This is a genomic window from Mesorhizobium sp. M0145 (genome assembly GCF_040322355.1).
Classification (GTDB): domain Bacteria; phylum Pseudomonadota; class Alphaproteobacteria; order Rhizobiales; family Rhizobiaceae; genus Mesorhizobium.
In genome coordinates this window covers 55,639-71,814 of the sequence record NZ_JAMYTK010000021.1, presented here as the reverse complement: position 1 = coordinate 71,814, position 16,176 = coordinate 55,639, and the positions used below count along the sequence as shown (strand labels likewise).

Sequence of the window (16,176 nt, the reverse complement as noted above, 5' to 3'; positions counted from 1 at the left end):
TCGACGATGACCGACGCAGAACCTCTTGGGCGAAGCCCGGCTCAAGCGCGGGGCGATATCGATGCCGGGCGCGAAGGGGACAAGACCCCGGGCATCGATCCGGCTGCGGCTCCCATGGAAACGGACGCGGAATCCGCCGGCAACGCTCCGCCGAAGAGCCCTGCCGCGCGCCATGAAACGCCGAAGTTTACCAACCAGGCGAGCTATGCCAATGCGATGCGCCCGCTGAAGGATGAGCCCGACGTCCAACCGAGCAGATATGGGCCAGTCCTGGTGATTGCCGCCATCGTCGTGCTGGCCGCGGCGGTTTTCATCGGCGCAGCCATGCTGCGCTGAATACCGCTGCCCCAGGTTCGGTGGCGCGATGGCTGGACATTTTGTTTCCGGTCCGGGACCTTGCTGACGCGCCAAGTTCAGGCGTGATCGAGTCTGCTGCACATTGACCACCAACCATCAATTCTTTGCCCGAGACGCCACCACCGTGGCGCGCGACATGATCGGCGCGATGCTGCTCTTGCACGGCGTCGGCGGCATCATCGTCGAAACCGAAGCCTATCGCCCGGATGATCCGGCTTCGCACGCTTTCGGTGGCAGGACGGTGCGCAACGGCGCAATGTTCGGCGCCCCCGGCAGCGCGTATGTCTATCGCTCCTATGGCCTGCATTGGTGCCTCAATGCCGTGTGCCTGCCCGGCAGTGCCGTGCTTATCCGCGCAATCGAACCGCAATCCGGGCTGGTGGTGATGCGGGCCAATCGCGGCGTTGACGACCCCCGGCTGCTTTGTTCGGGACCGGGTCGCCTTTGCCAAGCGCTGGCAATCGACAAATCCCATGACGGGCTGCCCCTGGACCTGCCGCCATTCGAATTCAGGCCGCCGAGCGAAGCCGGCGCCGTTCTGACAGGCCGCCGGATCGGCATTTCCAAGGCTGTCGATGCCGAGTGGCGGTTCGGACTGCGCGACTCGGATTATCTGAGCCGCAAGTTCTGATGCCCGCGGCAGCGGCAGAGCAGTTGCCCCCCCGGCATCACTCGTCGGGTTTGCCGAGATGCATAGGTGTCGCCTGCTGGCGGGCTTCCCTGGTCACCTCGTCGGCTCCGGCAGGTGAAATCCCTCGCAACGCCTTCGCGGCTACGGTCAGCCGGCCGCGATCATTGCCGAAGCTTTTGATCAACTGACGGACCTGGTCGGCGGTGATGCCGTTCTGTTGGGCAAAATACTCGACTTCACGGTCGTCTTCCGTAGAAACGCGATCGCGCTCGCGGAAATCTCGCTTGCTCTTATCGTCGGCCATTTTTTCCTCCTGGTGGAGCTTTGCATCAACGGCAACGTGGGTGAGCCGCTTTCGTTGCCGCGATCAGGCGGACTTTTCCGCCGCCGTGCCGACTGCCCAGGAACCATGAGGCGAGCAGCCGGTTTGGCTTGGATGCAGCGGCCCACAATTCACACGATGGAGATTACGATGACGCTCGCAAGCAAAACCACTGTAATTGCCGCGGCGCTGGCCATGTTGGCCGCGCCGGCATTCGGCCAGACGAGCCCACCTGCGCCCGCAGCGCCGGCACCGGCACCGGGGAATGGCGCCGAACAGTCGCCCGCAATGAGCGGGCAGAGCCAGGACACCATGCGCGATATGATGCGCCAGATGATGACTGAGATGCTGGAGGAGAGAATGCAGGAAGATCGCGCGCCCCGGGAGGAACGGCGAGGTCCCGACCGCTGGCATCGCGGCTACAGGATGGGCCCGCCTGACCGAGGTTGGGAGATGGGAGGCCGCGGTGGCATTGCACCCGGGATGCATGGCGCGAAGATGCGAATGATGTTCGCCATAGTGGACGCGGATGGCGATGGCGCGCTTTCTCAGGCCGAAGTCCAGGATTTCGTCGGGCGAATATTCAACGCCGTCGATGAGGACGGTGACGGCAGCGTCGACATGCAGGAAATCCGGTCCTTCTTCCACGGAGGCGGCGCCGAGGATCAGGAGTAGGTCTCCTACCGGTCGGCAAGAAGGCCTGTCTGGGGCAGCGCGAGCTCGTCGGCCGGGGAGGATAAAAAGTCGCCGGCAACTGGATACCAGGCTGCCAGCCGGGGAGATGCGTTCCTTGGCTGGCCTTGCCGAACGCCGCGGACCAATCAGATCAGCAGGAATTCATTGGCCATGACAGAGAAAGCTACAGAGAAACCCCCGACCATCGCTCGTATCTGGCGCGGCAGAACCGTGCCTGAAAAGGCGGATGCCTATGAGAGTTACAATTACGAGGCCGGCATCAAGCCGCTGATCGAGAAGGCACTAGGCGTTCAGACCTTTCGCGAGGACACGCCGACCCATTCGGAATTCGTGACGATCTCCTATTGGGAAAACGTCGAGGCGATGGCGGCGTTCACCGGCGGCGATCCGACGAAAATCCACCATCTCGAGCGGGACGAAGAGTTCCTGATCGAGTTGCCGTCGCGGGTGCAGGTGTTGCGCATCCGATCGAGTCACGGGCGGCTGGGATAGGGCAGCGCCGCCCGGTTCGGCCCGATCTAGGAAATCGCCGTCAAGTCGATTTCGGTGATGTGCCAGCGGCCGAGATTTGCGGTGTAGAGCTTGTCGCCCTTGAAGGCGATGTTGGTGGGGTGGGCGAGCGTCGTTGCCGCCGGATCCTCGATCACCACCTCGAGCCCACTATCCTTTCGCCAGCGGTAGATGCGGCTCGGCTCGTAGCAAGAGATGAACAGCGACCCGTCCGGCGCCAGGGCGACGCCATCGGGAACGTTGTTCACGCCCTCCACGACGAGCTGGCGAGGTCCTGCCGTGCCGTCGGCACGGATCGGCACATAGCTGAGGCAGGCCGCATGGCTTTCCACGACGTAAAGCCCATCGCCACCCGGCGCCATCGCCATGCCGTTGGCGAAGGCCATGGTCTCGCTGCACCACAGGCCGCCTTCGCCGGTCTTCAAATCGTAGCGAAAAATGCCGGAGCGGTTGTCTTCGCCTACGCTGTCCGACACGTAGAGCCAGCCGCGTGTCTCGTCGATCACGGGATAGTTCGGCACGCGGATGCCGGCCGAGGCGAAGCGTAGCATACCAGCCGTCGCGGCATCCCAGCGAAAGATCGCCGAATGTCTCAAATCGCATGCAAAACAGTTTCCCGCGCTATCGAAGGCGATGCCGAGCAGAAAGCCCTCCGTACCGCCCATGCGTTCGACCGAGCCGCCATCGGCGGCCAAGCGCAGCAGGTCGCCGGTTTCGGTGCCGCACCAGATCGAGCCGTCGCGATGGATGGCCACGCCTTCCGGATGGGCGACGCGCGGGCTGGTGAAGATGCCATCGAAGAAGACCCTCGCGGCCGACATTTCGAGCAACGGCTTTGCCATGCGCACCCCCTTCAATCCGGTGCAGTATGCGACCGCCGTGCGGCAATACAGCGCTCGACCATCCGCCGGTCGGTGGCCAGGATCTCGGCGATAAGCGCGCGGCGCTCCCTGGCGCTGACGAATTCGAGGCGGCGCAGACCGAGCGGGTCGATGCGGTTTCGCAGGATGTCGAGCGTCTCGTTCGAGGGTAGCGCAACTTCGCGGCAATCGGCATCGAATGTCAGGGCAAAGCCGGTGGCATCCTGGAGCTGCTGGCGCGTCACGCCCGGCATGGTCTCGATGACGGCCAATTGCCGGCTCTCCCCGTCGAGCCGAAACACGCAAAGGTCGGTGAACACCAATGCCGCGCCGGTCCGATAGCCCATCGGCTCGCGTTCGGCCTCAGTCAACAGGCCGCGCGCCGAGCTGGCAATCTCGACCGTCTCGACCAGCGACTGCACGGAATGGCGGGGGACGTAGAGCAGATAATCGCGATGCATGTTGGCGACGTCGGCCATGCCGCCTTGCCCGGGCAGCCGGATAAGGCTGCCGTCACGCTTGCGCAGCGCAATGGTGTTGACGCGCCCACGGCGGTCGACCTGCGCGGCACCGACGATCTCATGCGTCACCGCGCCGGCCTGGTAGTAGGTCGAATAGGTGTCGTCGCCGCCGGCATGCGCCACCGCCGTCTCGCAATCGAGGCTTTCGATCAGCGACAGGATCATCGGGCTCGGTGCTATGTCGAGATGGCCGCAACTCATGGTGGCGATGATCATGTCCGGCGCGTGCGTCGCTTTGGCCAGCCGGTAGGCGACATTGGCGAGCGGCGACACCGCGCCGGCACTGGCAAAGCTCTCATTGTCGAGCTCAGCGGCGATGCGGGCGGCGATGATCTCGTCGATGGACGCCTCCTTGTTGCCGTGCACGAGCCTGGGCATTGCGAGGACTGTTTCAGCGCGGACTTTTGCAGCGTCTTGAACCTGCTCCGGCACGCCTTCCGAAGGCATGCTCAGGCTGTCCGACAAAGGTATTTCCTTGGCCGCGAACGCCCCCGCCAACGCTTGATAATCCGTCACATAGAATGGCAGGCAGGAGGCGGGATAGGCGCCGCCTGGTGCCAGCGCGATCGCCGACACCTGGTTGCGGGTCAAAATGCTCTGCCGACCATCATGCCGCAGCGCTCCGACCGGGACGATTTCCTCGACCGTGACCAGCACCTGGCGCGCCGCCCCGGCCATGGCGAAGTCCAGCGCCCGTGGCCCGATGATCTGGACATTGCCGCTCTCGTCGGCACGCTGGGCATGGACGACGAACGTATCGAGCCGCAAGGCCGGGATGATCCCGGTCGTGATTCCCGCGATCGGATCGGGCGCGGCGATCGCACCCGGCACGCGCGCCAGCATGTCCGAACCCTCCGGAAGCTGAAACGGCATCAACGGCAGGTTCTGCTGCCCCGCCCGCAGCGCCTGGATCATGGCCAGCGCCGTCCAGTCGCGGACCGGCACGGCATTGGTCTCGGCAGCCGCGCGGAAGCGCGGCGGCAAGCCAAAAATATCGAGGCTGGAAAAGCAGATATCGACCTCCGCCACGGCATTCGCTTCGAGAAGCAGTTCGAGCGGCAGGCCGCCGGCCCAGCAGACATAGCGAAGATCCTTGACGCCCATGCGGGCGATGGCCCGCAACAAGGCGATCGGCAGCCGGGCAAAATGATGGCCACCGACACCGAAGACGTCGCCGCCGCCGACCATCGCGGCCAGGCCCTCGACATCGGTGAAGCGCGGCCGGTTTTGCTTGACCAGGGACGTCATTTCGCAGCCTTCGGCCGCGTCGCGCTCTTTCCAGCAAATTCCTTGACGCGACGCTGGCCGGTCTCGCTGCGGTACAGGCCACCCAGGACATCGCGCTCCATGGCAAGGCCGTCGGCCAGATCGCCCGACACGGCATGCGCGGTCAGCGCTTTCAGCCCTTCGATCGCTGCGGCCGGTTCGGCGGCGATCATCTCGGCGAGTTCCAGCACCCGCGGCATCAGCCTTTCGGCATCGACGATCTCGTTGACCAGACCGGCGCCGACGAACTCGGAAGCCGGCACGATGGCGCCGGTCATCAGCAGAAAATTGGCGCGGTTGCGGCCGAGCTTCTGGACGCTGCGCTGGGTGCCGCCGCCGCCGGGGACCAGCCCGAGCTTGATCTCGGGCAGGCCGAGCTTCGCGAACTGGTTGGCGATGACGATGTCGCAGCACAGCACCAGCTCCATGCCGCCGCCGAGCGCAAAGCCGTTGACCGCGGCGATGACCGGCTTGCGGTTGTTCTCGACCGCCGCATACATGCGCGTGCCGGCGGCCTGGAAGGCGTCGAACTCGATAGCTGTCTGGGCAGCGTATTCCTTGATGTCGGCGCCGGCCATGAAGCCGCGCCCCTCGCCGGTCACCACGATCGCGCCGACGCCGTCATCCTGCGACAGCGCCTCGAAAACATCGGTGATCTCGCTTTGCATCAGCTGGTTCATGGCGTTGAGCTGATCGGCGCGCCGGAAGGTGACGACTGCGACGCGCCCGGATATTTCCAAGCTGAGTGTCTGGTAAACGCTCATCGTCAGACAGCATCCACGGTCATGTTGCCGGACGCCTCAAGCGCTGCAATCTCGCCGCTGGAGAGGCCGAACTCGGCCAGTATCTCGCGGCCATGCTGGCCGACCAGCGGTGCCGGCCGCTCTATGGTAGGCGGCGTCTCGCTCATCTTGACCGCCGGCGCGACCACCCTGACCTTGCCGCCGCGCGGATGATCGTAGCTGGTGATCATGCCCAGGTGCTTGACCTGCGGGTCCTCGGCTGCGCGCCTTATGTCCTTCACCTCGGCACACCAGATGTCGGCTGCCAGCAGCCGCGCCAGCAGGTCCTGCGTGGCAAACTTCCTGGTTTCGGCGTTGACCTTGTCGAACACCTCGTCGCGCCTGTCGAACAGCGTCTTCAGATCATCGTAGACAGCAAGCTGCGGCGCCTCCAGCACTTCATACAGCGTCTTGAACGGGCTCATGGCGATCGACACATAGCCGCCGTCCTTCGCTTCATAGACACCGAACGGCGCCTGCATGCCGGGGTGGCCGATGCCGGAATTCGGGCGCACGAAATCCTCGCCGAGATTGAGCACGGCGACATATTCCTGATTGAGATGCGCCAGCATGCCGGCGAGCAGATTGACCTCGATCTTCTGGCCCTTGCCGGTCTTCTCGCGATAGTAGAGCGCCGACAAGATGCCGTAGACCATGTTCATGGCGCCGATCTGGTCGGCGAGGCCGGCGCCGGCCGGAACAGGCGCCTGGTCGCCGCGGCCGGTGTTGGAGATCAGCCCGGACAAACCCTGGATCAGCATGTCCTGGCCGGGACGCTCGACATAGGGGCCTTCCTCGCCATAGCCGGAGCCCGAGCAATAGATGATGCCGGGATTGACTGCCTTGAAGTCCTCGTAGCCATAGCCGAGCCTGGCGAGCACGCCGGGGCGGAAATTCTGCACCACCACATCCGCCTTCTTGGCCATGTCCATGATGATGGCATGCACCTTGCGGCTTTTCAGGTTGAGCGCGATGGAGCGCTTGTTGCGGTTCCAGGCGAGGAAATTCGGGCTTTCGGAGCCGCCGACCCATTTGGCGAAAAAGGTCATGCTACGGAACATGTCGCCGGCGCCGGCGCGCTCGATCTTGATGACGTCGGCGCCCATGTCGCCGAGCAGCTGCGTGGCGAACGGCCCTTGCAGCAGATGGCTGAAATCGAGAATGCGGACGCCTTCGAGGGCTTTGTTCATTTCATGTCTCGTTGGTTGTCAAAGCAGGTCGGGTACGTAGCGGGGTGCTGCGGTGAGGCCGCCGTCGACGCGCAGGTCGGTACCGGTGGTGAAGCCGGCGGCGTCGGAGGCCAGATAGACGGCGGCTTCGGCCACCTCGGACGGTTTGCCGATGCGGCCGAGCGGATGCATCTTGACCCAGGCCTTGGCGAGATTGCCGCCGATCTCCTTGACCAATTTGTCGTTCATCGGCGTGTTGATGGTGCCGGGCGAGATCGAGTTGACGCGGATGTTGAGCGGGCCGAACTCGACCGCCATCTGGCGCGTCATCGCCATCACCGCACCCTTGGCGCCGGCATAGGCGGTCCAGCCCTCGAGCCCGATATGACCTTGCGCCGAGGCCATGTTGATGATCGAGCCGGATTTCTGCGCGATCATATGCGGCAGCGCATATTTGCAGCCGCGGAACACGCTGGTCAGGTTGACGGCGATCAGCCGGTGCCACTGCTCGTCGGTCATCTCATGGACCGGCATGCCGCCGATGGCAACGGCGGCATTGTTGACGAGAATGTCGAGATGGCCGGTCTTGCCGATAGCTGCGTCGATCAGGGCGGCGATGTCGGCCTCCTCCGCGACGTCGCAATGGATGTAGTCGGCGCGGTGGCCGGCGGCGCGCAGCTCGGCTGCGAATTTTTCACCCTTCTCGTCGGCGATGTCGCCGAGGAAGACGTGCGCGCCTTCCCTTGCCATCGCCTTGCTGATCGCGTGGCCGATGCCGTCGGCGGCGCCGGTGACGATTGCGGTTTTCCCTTTGAGACGATCCATATCAGCCTCCAATGGCGCGCCGGCGCTTTGCTTCGTCGAAGGCGACGGCGGCAATGATGATCATGCCGGTGATGACCAGTTGCCACTCGGTCGGCAGGCCGAGACCGCGCAGCCCGTTGGACAGGAACTGCAGGATCAGCACGCCGAGCGCCATCCCGGTCAGGCTGCCTATGCCGCCGGCAAGGCTCACCCCGCCGAGCACGGTGGCGGCAACGACCTGGAACTCGAAATTCAGCCCGGCCGTATGCTGCGCCGAACCGACGCGGGCGGCCAGGATGATGCCGGCTACCGTCGCCAGCAGCGCGCTGATGATGAAGCAGGTGAACTTGACGCGGCGCACGTCGTAACCCGCCAGCCGTGCCACTTCCGGATTGCCGCCGACGGCATAGATCTGCCGCCCGAACGGCCGGTGCTGCATCACGTAGGCGAAGACGGCGAGCAGGACGATGGCGATGACAGCCGAATAGGGAACGACGTTGAACAGGCGGCCGTCCGACAGCGCGATGAAGCTGTCGAGCGCGGCATCGTCTGGAATAGCGCGCTGGCCGGTATAGAGATAAACGCCGCCGCGCATGATGAACATCGTGCCCAGGGTCACGATCAGCGAGTTGATGCCGGCGTAGGCCGTCAGATAGCCATTCACGACGCCGATGATCAGCCCGAACAGCAGCGCGCCACTGATGCCGAGCAGCAGAGAATTCGTGTCGTTCATGATGATGATCAGCGGCAGGGCGATGGTCGCCAGCAGCGAGCCGATCGAGATGTCGACCTCGCCTGATATGAAGACGATGGCGCAGCCGATGCCGGCTGTCAGCGCCAGCGAAGCCTGACCGAGCACATTGGTGATGTTGCGCACGGAGAAGAAATTCTCGGCCGTGAAGGAAAAGAACGCGATCACCAGGATGAGGCAGAGGAGCAATGCCAATTCCTGCCGCGCGACGAGCCGCGCCAGCATGGACGGCCCAGCTTTCATGGTGTCGGTGCTTGCCAGGCTCATCGCTTGGTCCCTTTGCGAAGCGTCATCGTCTTAGCCGATTGCCGCATTGAGGATGTTCTCCTGCGTGGCCTCGTCGCGAGGCATGATCGCGGTGAGGCGGCCTTCGCACATCACCGCGATGCGATCGGCAAGCCCCAGCAGCTCGGGCATTTCGGACGTCATCATGACGACCGCCAGGCCCTCGCCGGCGAGCCGGTCGATGAGCGCAAAAATCTCCGACTTGGCGCCGACGTCGATGCCGCGGGTCGGCTCGTCGACGACGATCACCTTGAGACCGCGCATCAGCCAGCGCGAGATCAGCACTTTCTGCTGATTGCCGCCGGACAGATTCTTGACCTGCTGGAACAGGCTGGGCGTCCGGATGCGGAAACGGTCGACATAGTCCTGCACCGCCTTGCGTTCGCTGACCTTGTCGACGAAGCCCATTCTGGCGAAGGCGCCGAGTGAGGCGAGGCTGGCATTCTGGTAGACCGGCAACTCGCCCATCAGCCCCTCGCTCTTGCGGTCCTCGGTGAGCAGGCCGATGCCGAGCCGGACGCCGGTGTGCGTTTCGTGCGGCAGCAGCCGGCTGCCATCGACCGAAATGACGCCGGAAGTGATAGGGTCGTAGCCGACGATGGCCTTGGCGAGCTCGGTCCGGCCGGCCCCCATCAGGCCGAAGAAGCCGAGGACCTCGCCGGCATGCGCCTCGAACGACACATCCTTCAGCTTCTTGGCGGTGCTGAGCCCCTCAACGGAAAGCGCGACCTTGCTGCCCGGCGCGCCGCGCTTGCGAGGGAACAGGTTTTCGATGCGCCGGCCGATCATGTCCTGGATCAGCGTGTCGTTGGTGTGCTCGCCGATCGGCCTGGTCGAGACGTGGCGGCCATCGCGCAGCACGGTCACGGTGTCGGCGATCTCGAAGACCTCGTCGAGCTTGTGGCTGACATAGAGCACCGCGATGCCGAGCGCGGCCAGCCGGCGGATGACGGTGAACAGCAGCGAGACCTCGTTCGGCGTCAGCGAGGAGGTCGGCTCGTCCATCACCACGACGCGGGCCTCATGGGCGAGTGCGCGGGCGATCTCGACCATCTGCTGCTGGCTGACCGGCAGCGATCCCGTGCGCGCCGCCGGGTCGACATTGAAGCCGATACGCTTGAACAGAGCGGCCGCATCGGCACGGATCTTCTTCCAGTCGATCGAGCCGCCTTTGCCGGTCGGATAGCCTTCGAGGAAGATGTTTTCGGCGACGCTGAATTCGGCGATCAGCGCGATCTCCTGGAACACCACCTTGATGCCCTCTTTCAGGCTATCGCGCGGCGACTTGATGTCGGCCTCGCGGCCGCGCAGGCGGATGGTGCCGGCATCCTTGCCGTAGACCCCGGCCATGATCTTGATCAGCGTCGACTTGCCGGCGCCGTTCTCGCCCATCAGGGCATGGATTTTTCCGGGTTCCAAGGTCAGATCGACATTGTCCAGCGCCACCACGCCGGGAAAACGCTTGCCGATACCGCGCATCTCCAGCGCCGGCACGCTTTTGTCGACAGCCACGGTTTCGCCGGGGTGAAGGAAATCAACCGACATTGGCTCTGTTCCGCACGATGTCGAGATAGGTCGCCAGGATGATGACGATGCCAGGCACCACCATCTGCAGGTCCTGGTTCCAGCCGAGGATGATGATGCCGTTGTCGATGACCTTCAGCACCAGCACGCCCAGCAACGTGCCGAGCAGCGAGCCGCGGCCGCCAAGCAGGCTGGTGCCGCCGAGGATGACGGCGGCAATCACCGTCAGCTCGAAGCCGCGGCCGGCGGTCGGCTGGCCGGCATTCATCAGCGACGACAGGATCATGCCGGCAATGCCGACGCACAGGCCGGTGACGACGAAGGCGAACAGCTTCAGCCGTTGCGAGCGCACGCCGGAGAGGCGGACCGCTCGCTCATTGGCGCCGACAGCGTAGAGATAACGGCCGAGCGTGGTGAAGCGCAGCGTTGCCGCGGCCAGCGCGAAAATCAGCGCGGCAACGACCACGGGCAGCGGGATCGCGCCGAGATAGCCGGCGCCGAGATCGGTGAAGCTTGCAAGCCGGTGGTGGTTCTGCACCGCCTCGCGGGTGAACAGATAGACGCCGCCCTGCAGCATCATCATGGTGCCGATCGTGGCGATCAGCGAGTTCACCTTGAGCCTGGTGACGACCAGCCCGTTGAACAGCCCGACGGCACCGGCAAAGGCGAGCGCCGCCAGCAGGCCGAGCGTCAGGCTGTGCGTTGAATTGAGCACGGCCATGCCGATGCAGCCGACAAAAGCCAGCGATGCACCGACCGACAGGTCGACTTCCGCGGTGATGATCAGCATCGTCATGCCGGAGGCGACGATCAGCACCAGCGCGCATTGGCGCAGGATGGCGATGATGTTGGCCTCGGAATAGAATTGCGGCGCGGCAATCGAGATGGCCATGCAGAGCACGGCCAGGATCACGCCGAGCACCAGCTGGCTGCTGCCCAGCAGCTGGCCGCCAATGAAACGCCTTGGCGCGGAGGATTGCGTAAGCTCGCTCATGTCCATTTCATTTCCGGGCCGCATCGGGTGCCGTCGCCGTCTGGAAACTGCCGGCCAAAACAGGGCGGTTGACCTGTTTTGCCGTCGGCATCCGATCCGATGCCCTTCCCGCCGCGCGGGAAGGGCTAGCCGGAATCCTTACTTCTTCAGATCGGCGGAAGTTTTCATGCATTTTTCCGGTGGCTGAAGCGCATTGACGGCATCCCATTTGATTTTGCGTGTGGTGCCATCGTAGTCGTAGAACTTCTTCCAGTCGTCGCCGTTCATCGGCGCGGTCGGGCTGACGATGTGTTCCGGCACCTCTTCGCCGTTGAAGAGCTTAACCGCTGCATCGATGGCGGTGTAGCCTTCCTTTTCAGGGAACATCGCGGCTTCGATGCGATAGGACGGCTCGTTCTGCATTGCATTCATGAAGGCGAGGCCTTCGCCGCCGGTGCCGACCGTCAACAGGCCGTCCTGCGACTTGCCGGCCGCTTTCCAGGCCTGAAGGCCGCCGAGCGAGGAGGAATCGTTGATGCCGTAGATGATGTTGATGTCGGCGTTCTTGGCAAGTGCCGCCGAAGAGACCTCGAGCGCGCGATCGGGATTGCCGCCACCGTCGAGGTCGTGGACCATGACCGCGTCGGGGATGATGGTCTTGAGGCCATCCATGAAACCCTGCGACCGCAGCACCGTGGCGGACAGCAGCGGCAGGCCGACATTCATCACCTTGGCTTTGCCTTCGAGCTTTTCCTTGGCGTATTTGCCGGCTTCGACGCCGGCGGTGTAGCCGGTGTCGTAGTCGCAGATCGCGACCATTGTGGTCATGCCCTTGACCGGATTGCCTTCGAGCACGACTGGAACGTTGTTGGATTTCGCCTGGCGCAGCAGCGGCACGACGCCTTCCTCGTTGACGGGCGTGATGATCAGGACGTCGACGCCCTTGGCCATGAAATCTTCGGCGGCGGAGACCTCCTTGGCAACGTCCAGATTGGCGTCCTGCACCTCGAGCTCGATACCGAGTTCCTTGGCGCGGGACTGCATGCCCTTGATGACGTTCTGATACCACTCATGCGTGGCGTAGTTGGTGACGTAGCCGATGCGCTTCGGCATGTTTTCGGCGTGTGCCGCGGCGGCGCTCAGAGCCAGCACCGCCGCCGAGGCAAACAGCATCGATTTGGACCAGTTCATGTTTCTTCTCCCTGTATTTCTTGTCAGTTGCTGAACGGATAGTCCCGCCGTTCCGGGTCGGCACGTGAAGAGGCGGCAGCTTCGCCCGCGCCCAGCGCCGCCGATATCGTCTCGGCCGCTGCCTTCGTCCGCTCGAATACGGTGCTGCGATCGAAGCGGGCGGCCTTTTGCGGCAGGAAGGGGACGGTGAGCGCGGCAATGACGGCGCCGGTATGGTCGCGCACCGGCATCGAGATGTTGGTGCAGCCCTCGACAGCCAGCGAGGCGCGCATTTCATAGCCGAGCCTTGCGACCTCGTTCAGCCGCGCTTCGATTTCCGCCCGGCTGCCTTGGCCTTCGCCTGCGGCGACGATCCGTTCGACGATGCGGCCACGCTCGGCGCGGCTCGAATGCGCCAGCAGCACCGCGCCGGAGCTCGTTTCGAGTATCGGGAAATGCGAGCCAAGGGCAACCGAATAACGCATCGGCAAAGGCGAATCGATCTGCAGCACGACCAGTGCGCTCTCGCCTTCGCGCACGACCAGATGGCAGCTCTGGTCGGCATTGGCGGCGAGGCCGCGCATCACCGGCAGCGCACATTCGACCAGGCGGTTTACCGGCGGATGCATATGCGCCAGCTCGAACAGCTTCAGCGACAGGCGGAAGCGGTCCGATTGCGTCCGGAAAATGTAGCCGCGCTTCTCCAGCAACAGCAGGATGCGGTAGATCTCGTGAATGGAGCGCCCCATTCCGGTGGCGATCTCGGTTTGGGTCAGCGGCTCGCCGCTGGCAGCCATGAATTCCAGTATGTCGAGCGCCTTCTCCACCGCCGGCACCCGATAGCCGTTGCGGCCGCTTTCGCCTTCGTCGACGATCTGGGCAATATCGGCGGCCATTACGCGACGCTCCGTTGCGGCTGGCCATGCCTGGTCTCGCGATAGAGCCGGTTCAGCCGATCCGCGAGCTCGGCCGCCTGCAATTCGCCGGCGATCGCCGCCGCGGCATGAGGGGCGCATTGGCGGAAGAAGCTGATGAAGCCCGGATGGGTCGGGCGCAGATAGGAGGCTTCGATCGTCGCCAGCGTCGAGGCGAAGAAGCCGCCCGAGAGAGCGTTGACCTCGGTATCCTGCCACGCCGCCAGCGACCCCGGCTGTCCGCCGGATTTCACATAGTCGCCGCGCTGATAGCCGGGCGAGCACAGAAACAGCGCGTAATCGATGGCTGCCTGCTTGTGTTGCGATTGGGCGCTGACGCCGATGCCGGCGCCGCCGAGCAAGGCGCCGGCGGATCGCGGCGTCGGCACGTCGGCGAAGCGCAGATACGGCCTGTCTGCCCTGGAGGCATAATTCACATAGCCGAAGGCGAACGGCACGTAGACCACGTCGTCATGCCCGATCATGTGATCGTAGCAGCGGATCGGGTTCCATTTCGGCGAATCCGGATGCGACAGCGCCGCAAGCTGGCGCAATTGCCCGACGGCCCGCTCGATTTTTTCCCCGGCGATGAACTCGTCGCCGTCTTCCCGCGGATCGCCCAGCGTCAAAAGCAGGCACATGGCGTCAGTCGGCACCAACGGCAGCCCAAGCCATTTGCCGTCCTTCAAGGCGCGCCGGCCGAGCTCCAGCACCTGGTCATGGCTGCGCGGCAGCGGTCCGTAGCGCTCCAGCAGATCGGGGCGATACGAGGCAACCTGACAGGCAGCATCGATCGGCAACGCCCATTGAAGCCCGTCCCTTGCGTAGGATTGCCAGGATGCGCCGACCGAATCCCGTTCGAAGCCGTGGCGCTGCTCGGCCGACAAATCGAACGGCACCATCAGCCCGCCTTCGGCAATATCGCCGATGAACGGATGGTCGAACACGACAAGGTCATAGGCGCCGAGCACCGGACCAAGCGCGCCCTCGCCGAACTCGTAGAGGCTGCGGCGGTCCCATTCGATCTCAAGACCGGGATTGGCGGCACAATACGGCCCGATGCTGGCGTCGAGCGGACCCCAGCAGCGTCGGTGATCCCACGCGAGACCGCGCAGTCTTGTCATGCCCGAAATTCCTCCCAGAGGCGGCCATGCGCCAGCCCAGCCGATTAGTAGCAACTATTTTCACCTAGACAAGTAGTTTTTACATACGCAAAGCCAGTCCTCGCTTCCGTTTGGCGAGAAAGCCGCCCAACCATCCTTGGTGCGCATCGCGTTGCCGCCGGCCTGCAACCAAAGGCTGCGATGGATCTGGCTTTTGGGGAACTTTCGCGACGAACATTCGTTCGGTTGGCGCAGCCATCTGGAGCAGCATCACTGGAATCAGCAGCCACGTCGCAGGGAGCGGACTAAATGGACCAACCGTGGGCGCGGCCATGAACCGGTTTACCGCCTTGGCATTCGCCGCGTTCTGGCGATAACTTCGATCTGGGTATTGTTTCTGGTTCCTTAGGATTTGGCTCTGGTTGCTTGGGATTTGGAGGGGTTCTCGACAGGTCGACCGCTTAACGACAACATCCACGGCATGCGGTTCTGCCAGCCGGAGCCGCGTGCGTGAAGAAACTGTCGCCAGGAGCACACCGGCGCGCACATTCGGGGTTGGCAGCCACGCTGCCTGCAACGTTCCAATCGGTTTTCAGGAAACGGCGAGATCTCATGCTGCTGAGGGTGATCGTTCGAAACTGTGCCGCCATCCGTCTTGGCTGCCTCGGCGCGACGATTTTGCTGGTCGGGCTGCTTGCCGGCTGCCAGGGCGGCGTGCTCGATCCGCAAGGGCCGGTGGGGGCGGCGCAGCGGACGATCCTGCTCAATTCGGTTGCTATCATGCTGGCCATCGTCATCCCGACGATCGTGGCGACGCTCGGCTTTGCCTGGTGGTTCCGGGAAACCAACACAAGAGCGCGGTACCTGCCGGAATGGGCCTATTCCGGACGAATCGAACTGGTGGTCTGGTCGATCCCCATCCTCGTCATCCTGTTTCTGAGCGGCATCATCTGGATCGGGTCGCATGACCTCGATCCAATGAAGCCGCTGGATTCGCAGCAAAAGCCGCTTGAGGTGCAGGTCGTCTCGCTCGACTGGAAATGGCTGTTCATCTACCCCGAGCAGAATGTCGCGAGCATCAACCAGCTCGTGGTGCCGGCGGGCAGGCCGGTGCATTTCTCGCTTACCTCGGCAAGCGTCATGAACGCGTTCTTCGTGCCTCAGCTTGGCGGCATGATCTATACGATGAATGGCATGACGACGCAGCTTCACCTGCAGGCGGATCAGCCGGGCGAATTTTATGGGCGGTCGGCCCATTTCAGCGGTGACGGTTTTCCAGGCATGCAATTCGTGCTGCATGCAGTCGCAGCGGATGCCTTCGACGCGTTCGTCAATTCGGCGCGAAGCCAGGGACAGGCACTCGACAAGGCCAGCTACCAGGAACTAGCCAGACAGAGCATCGACGTGCCGCCTTCGACCTATCGCTCGGTCGAGCCGGACCTTTTCCATGAAATCGCGACGCAGGGCGTTCCGCCCGCGCCCGGTCCCCAGGCCGGTCGCCCCGAGCCGAGCGTATCGCCCAAGACAGGAGGCTGACA

17 protein-coding genes are annotated in these 16,176 nt (G+C 63.9%); 5 read left to right on the top strand and 12 right to left on the bottom strand.

What is annotated here, in order from left to right; translation table 11 throughout:
• The first annotated feature begins 6 nt into the window (after positions 1-6).
• Both NKJ28_RS25235 and NKJ28_RS25230 read left to right on the top strand, forming a co-directional pair.
• The gene (locus NKJ28_RS25235; RefSeq protein WP_023677029.1) at positions 7-336 is read left to right on the top strand and encodes a hypothetical protein; all 330 of its coding nucleotides are present in this window, start codon (positions 7-9) and stop codon (positions 334-336) included.
• A gap of 103 nt (positions 337-439) precedes the next feature.
• Positions 440-988 (top strand): DNA-3-methyladenine glycosylase, encoded by a 549-nt coding sequence (locus NKJ28_RS25230; RefSeq protein ID WP_023677030.1) that lies wholly within the window; start codon positions 440-442, stop codon positions 986-988.
• A 37-nt stretch (positions 989-1,025) separates the two neighbouring features.
• Here the strand turns inward: NKJ28_RS25230 and NKJ28_RS25225 are convergent, their stop codons facing one another.
• Positions 1,026-1,292 carry a DUF3606 domain-containing protein gene (locus tag NKJ28_RS25225; RefSeq protein ID WP_023677031.1) on the bottom strand — a complete coding sequence of 89 codons (267 nt, stop codon included), beginning with the start codon at positions 1,290-1,292 and terminating at the stop codon, positions 1,026-1,028.
• A 105-nt stretch (positions 1,293-1,397) separates the two neighbouring features.
• On the opposite strand from NKJ28_RS25225, the gene NKJ28_RS25220 reads away from it, so the two are divergent.
• Both NKJ28_RS25220 and NKJ28_RS25215 read left to right on the top strand, forming a co-directional pair.
• A complete protein-coding gene (locus NKJ28_RS25220) occupies positions 1,398-1,985 on the top strand; it encodes an EF-hand domain-containing protein (RefSeq protein WP_352637341.1) in 588 nt (195 codons plus the stop codon).
• 171 nt (positions 1,986-2,156) lie between these two features.
• Positions 2,157-2,498, top strand: a complete 342-nt coding sequence (locus NKJ28_RS25215) for an antibiotic biosynthesis monooxygenase family protein (RefSeq protein ID WP_352637339.1) — start codon at positions 2,157-2,159, stop codon at positions 2,496-2,498.
• Positions 2,499-2,524: 26 nt separating this feature from the next.
• Here NKJ28_RS25215 and NKJ28_RS25210 read toward each other — a convergent pair whose 3' ends face one another.
• The 11 genes from NKJ28_RS25210 to NKJ28_RS25160 all read right to left on the bottom strand — a co-directional run bounded on the left by NKJ28_RS25210 (position 2,525) and on the right by NKJ28_RS25160 (position 14,659).
• Entirely contained in the window at positions 2,525-3,358 is an 834-nt protein-coding gene (locus NKJ28_RS25210) for an SMP-30/gluconolactonase/LRE family protein (RefSeq protein ID WP_352637338.1), read from the bottom strand.
• Between the two features lie 11 nt (positions 3,359-3,369).
• Positions 3,370-5,145, bottom strand: coding sequence for a CoA-transferase (locus NKJ28_RS25205; protein ID WP_352637336.1), 1,776 nt, complete (start codon positions 5,143-5,145; stop codon positions 3,370-3,372).
• The gene (locus tag NKJ28_RS25200; RefSeq protein ID WP_352637335.1) at positions 5,142-5,927 is read right to left on the bottom strand and encodes an enoyl-CoA hydratase/isomerase family protein; all 786 of its coding nucleotides are present in this window, start codon (positions 5,925-5,927) and stop codon (positions 5,142-5,144) included. Before NKJ28_RS25200 ends, NKJ28_RS25205 begins: the two co-directional genes overlap by 4 nt.
• Before the next feature lie 2 nt (positions 5,928-5,929).
• Positions 5,930-7,135, bottom strand: coding sequence for a CaiB/BaiF CoA transferase family protein (locus NKJ28_RS25195; RefSeq protein WP_352637333.1), 1,206 nt, complete (start codon positions 7,133-7,135; stop codon positions 5,930-5,932).
• 18 nt (positions 7,136-7,153) lie between these two features.
• Positions 7,154-7,939: an SDR family NAD(P)-dependent oxidoreductase gene (locus tag NKJ28_RS25190; protein WP_352637331.1), complete on the bottom strand. Its 786-nt coding sequence runs from the start codon at positions 7,937-7,939 to the stop codon at positions 7,154-7,156.
• A gap of 1 nt (position 7,940) precedes the next feature.
• Positions 7,941-8,936: an ABC transporter permease gene (locus tag NKJ28_RS25185; protein ID WP_352501149.1), complete on the bottom strand. Its 996-nt coding sequence runs from the start codon at positions 8,934-8,936 to the stop codon at positions 7,941-7,943.
• A 30-nt stretch (positions 8,937-8,966) separates the two neighbouring features.
• On the bottom strand, positions 8,967-10,499 hold the full coding sequence (locus tag NKJ28_RS25180) for a sugar ABC transporter ATP-binding protein (RefSeq protein ID WP_352637330.1): 1,533 nt from the start codon (positions 10,497-10,499) through the stop codon (positions 8,967-8,969).
• The gene (locus NKJ28_RS25175; protein ID WP_352468255.1) at positions 10,489-11,472 is read right to left on the bottom strand and encodes an ABC transporter permease; all 984 of its coding nucleotides are present in this window, start codon (positions 11,470-11,472) and stop codon (positions 10,489-10,491) included. The genes NKJ28_RS25180 and NKJ28_RS25175 overlap by 11 nt, the downstream gene beginning before the upstream one ends.
• Positions 11,473-11,610: 138 nt before the next feature.
• Positions 11,611-12,642 carry a sugar ABC transporter substrate-binding protein gene (locus NKJ28_RS25170; RefSeq protein ID WP_352617742.1) on the bottom strand — a complete coding sequence of 344 codons (1,032 nt, stop codon included), beginning with the start codon at positions 12,640-12,642 and terminating at the stop codon, positions 11,611-11,613.
• A gap of 23 nt (positions 12,643-12,665) precedes the next feature.
• Entirely contained in the window at positions 12,666-13,517 is an 852-nt protein-coding gene (locus NKJ28_RS25165; protein WP_352637328.1) for an IclR family transcriptional regulator, read from the bottom strand.
• The gene (locus NKJ28_RS25160) at positions 13,517-14,659 is read right to left on the bottom strand and encodes an extracellular solute-binding protein (protein ID WP_352637327.1); all 1,143 of its coding nucleotides are present in this window, start codon (positions 14,657-14,659) and stop codon (positions 13,517-13,519) included. Before NKJ28_RS25160 ends, NKJ28_RS25165 begins: the two co-directional genes overlap by 1 nt.
• Before the next feature lie 591 nt (positions 14,660-15,250).
• Here NKJ28_RS25160 and cyoA point away from each other — a divergent pair.
• A complete protein-coding gene (gene cyoA, locus NKJ28_RS25155) occupies positions 15,251-16,174 on the top strand; it encodes a ubiquinol oxidase subunit II (protein WP_352637326.1) in 924 nt (307 codons plus the stop codon).
• Positions 16,175-16,176: the final 2 nt, after the last annotated feature.

Coding starts and splice junctions, on each gene's coding strand:
- NKJ28_RS25190 (WP_352637331.1), bottom strand. CDS start 7,939: ATGGATCGTCTCAAAGGGAAAACCGCAATCGTCACCGGCGCCGCCGAC.
- NKJ28_RS25180 (WP_352637330.1), bottom strand. CDS start 10,499: ATGTCGGTTGATTTCCTTCACCCCGGCGAAACCGTGGCTGTCGACAAA.
- NKJ28_RS25200 (WP_352637335.1), bottom strand. CDS start 5,927: ATGAGCGTTTACCAGACACTCAGCTTGGAAATATCCGGGCGCGTCGCA.
- NKJ28_RS25170 (WP_352617742.1), bottom strand. CDS start 12,642: ATGAACTGGTCCAAATCGATGCTGTTTGCCTCGGCGGCGGTGCTGGCT.
- NKJ28_RS25205 (WP_352637336.1), bottom strand. CDS start 5,145: ATGACGTCCCTGGTCAAGCAAAACCGGCCGCGCTTCACCGATGTCGAG.
- NKJ28_RS25215 (WP_352637339.1), top strand. CDS start 2,157: ATGACAGAGAAAGCTACAGAGAAACCCCCGACCATCGCTCGTATCTGG.
- cyoA (WP_352637326.1), top strand. CDS start 15,251: ATGCTGCTGAGGGTGATCGTTCGAAACTGTGCCGCCATCCGTCTTGGC.
- NKJ28_RS25175 (WP_352468255.1), bottom strand. CDS start 11,472: ATGAGCGAGCTTACGCAATCCTCCGCGCCAAGGCGTTTCATTGGCGGC.
- NKJ28_RS25220 (WP_352637341.1), top strand. CDS start 1,398: ATGAGGCGAGCAGCCGGTTTGGCTTGGATGCAGCGGCCCACAATTCAC.
- NKJ28_RS25160 (WP_352637327.1), bottom strand. CDS start 14,659: ATGACAAGACTGCGCGGTCTCGCGTGGGATCACCGACGCTGCTGGGGT.
- NKJ28_RS25210 (WP_352637338.1), bottom strand. CDS start 3,358: ATGGCAAAGCCGTTGCTCGAAATGTCGGCCGCGAGGGTCTTCTTCGAT.
- NKJ28_RS25185 (WP_352501149.1), bottom strand. CDS start 8,936: ATGAGCCTGGCAAGCACCGACACCATGAAAGCTGGGCCGTCCATGCTG.
- NKJ28_RS25235 (WP_023677029.1), top strand. CDS start 7: ATGACCGACGCAGAACCTCTTGGGCGAAGCCCGGCTCAAGCGCGGGGC.
- NKJ28_RS25165 (WP_352637328.1), bottom strand. CDS start 13,517: ATGGCCGCCGATATTGCCCAGATCGTCGACGAAGGCGAAAGCGGCCGC.
- NKJ28_RS25195 (WP_352637333.1), bottom strand. CDS start 7,135: ATGAACAAAGCCCTCGAAGGCGTCCGCATTCTCGATTTCAGCCATCTG.
- NKJ28_RS25225 (WP_023677031.1), bottom strand. CDS start 1,292: ATGGCCGACGATAAGAGCAAGCGAGATTTCCGCGAGCGCGATCGCGTT.